Annotated in this window: 2 protein-coding genes and 1 pseudogene; all 3 read left to right on the top strand. The window is 50.2% G+C overall.

The window, feature by feature from the left end; all coding sequences use genetic code 11:
* A partial coding sequence (locus AO068_RS27705; protein WP_201786887.1) for a polymorphic toxin type 24 domain-containing protein occupies positions 1–618 on the top strand: 618 nt, incomplete at its 5' end.
* Positions 615–1,088, top strand: a complete 474-nt coding sequence (locus tag AO068_RS25120; protein WP_063682150.1) for a hypothetical protein — start codon at positions 615–617, stop codon at positions 1,086–1,088. The genes AO068_RS27705 and AO068_RS25120, both read left to right, overlap by 4 nt.
* A gap of 51 nt (positions 1,089–1,139) precedes the next feature.
* Positions 1,140–1,957 (top strand): annotated as a pseudogene (locus tag AO068_RS25115) (hemagglutinin repeat-containing protein); the annotation flags it as partial.

Genomic DNA, 1,957 nt, shown 5'->3' with positions numbered 1-1,957 from the left:
GTACTGGGAGAGCAGGTTGCCAATGCCATGGAAGGCGAGAAGATTAACAAGGATGACAACACCGGTGCCTACCTGATCGGTGGCGGAGTGCTTACAGCCGGCATCTTGACTGGTATGCTGGTAAGCGGTAAATCTGTAGCCAAGTCTAGGACTATCTCAGCCGAGATGAAGGCTGATCCTTATCACCCGGACTGGAAGAACTATACCGGGACTGACAGGGGTGTTGGAGCGGATGTTGTTAGAGGTGATGGTGAGGCGAAAGGCGGTGCTGGAAAAGCTGCGGAATCACCCTCCGGACCTCGTAACGCAAAGGATCTTGCAGGTGGGCCACTTGAGCATGCTACTCAGGTGAGCGGGCGCTTCAAAAACGATGGCGGGCCATCCAAGGGAACTGTCTACAGGGCAGATAATCAAGGTAATATCACAAGCTATGCCGTATATGATTCAGAGGGGCTGATCGTTAAACGAGTAGATGTAACTGGCGCAGCCCATGCAAATGTGCCTACTCCACATGTAATAGAGTACGGAAGAAATACATTGCCTGATGGAACTGTTAGAGTTCAATCGCCTTCGACTAAATCCGCACCACGTCCCGCCAATTTGGATGAGATACCATGATAAAAGTTAATACACTTTCTCCTTTCGTTGGGTTGGCGCGATATGAGGCTTGGAAGGATGGGTGGGTTGATAAAGATAAAATTGACGAATTCTCATACATAAGCAATGTATGCAATCCTGAGGATTTATTATTGTCATGCAAACTTCTATTTCCTGATTTTGTTGTTGTTCAAGAGGGGGTTTTCTTAGAAGGGAAATATGATGCTGATATTTTTGTTTCTTGGTTGAAGCACTTTAATGGTGATCTTCAAGCAACAGAGAAAATGTTAAATCATACTCATTTATACGATGTGTTCGATTCATGCTCAGGTGATATTGATGACCGTATATTTGAACAATTGGCAAACGTGCTTGCACTGTCTTGGAGGCTTGTCCTGAAAGATAAGTTTCCAGAAAGAAAATTTTCTGTAGATATTTCAATTACAGACCAAGATTATGGGCCGATAGTTACTTTTTATCAATTGTCTTAAGTTTGATGATTACGCATCATGTATAGTTGGCGAGAGACTGTTAAGGTTTGCAAGGCAGCCCAGAACAATAGCTTCATCGAGAACACCCGAAAAAATGTCGGCGGAGAACCCGATATCGCCATCGGCCCAGAAGGTTTCGGTGTTTACGCCAGCGTCAATATTGGCAAGGGCGACCTGGAGCGCGAAGGCAAACAGCAGCAGGAAGTTTACCTGTATGCCGGTAATCAGCTCGGTTTCACCAGCGGTCAGGACACCAACATTGCCGGAGCCACGCTGCGTGGCAACGATGCCGTCGGACTTGTAGGTCGCGACCTGAACGTCACATCCCTGCCGGACACCGGGAAAGTCGACGGCAAGGAATTCGACCTCAGCGCAACCGTCGTGGCTGGCTTTGGCGGCAGCGTCAGTGGCTCGGTCGGGTACGGCCAGACCAACGGCTCCAAGAACTGGATCGAGGAACAGACCCGCATCACGGCCAAAGACAAGGTCGACATCCGCACCGAGAGCCACACTCAACTCGACGGCGCATTGATCGCCTCCGACAGCGGCAATCTCAAGCTGGATACCAACACGCTGGGTTACAGCGACATCGCGGGCAAGGACAAGGAACACGGTTACTACCTGAACGTTGGTGTCTCGTACGGTACCAGCGGCAGTACCACGCAGGACTCGACTCAGGTAAGCAAAGGCGATGACCAGAAAAACGGTTGGAGCGTCGAGGGCTGGAACTACAACAAGGATCGTGAACAGATCGTCCGGGGCACCGTGGGTGCAGGCGATGTGGTGGTGCGCAGTGATACGGCGGGTAAGGACTCAACAGCGGGCTTGAATCGTGATGTCGACAAGGCATACGAGATCACGCGTGATGA

The organism is Pseudomonas sp. ICMP 3272, assembly GCF_001466905.1.
GTDB lineage: Bacteria > Pseudomonadota > Gammaproteobacteria > Pseudomonadales > Pseudomonadaceae > Aquipseudomonas > Aquipseudomonas amygdali.
This window is presented reverse-complemented; position numbering and strand designations above follow the sequence as displayed.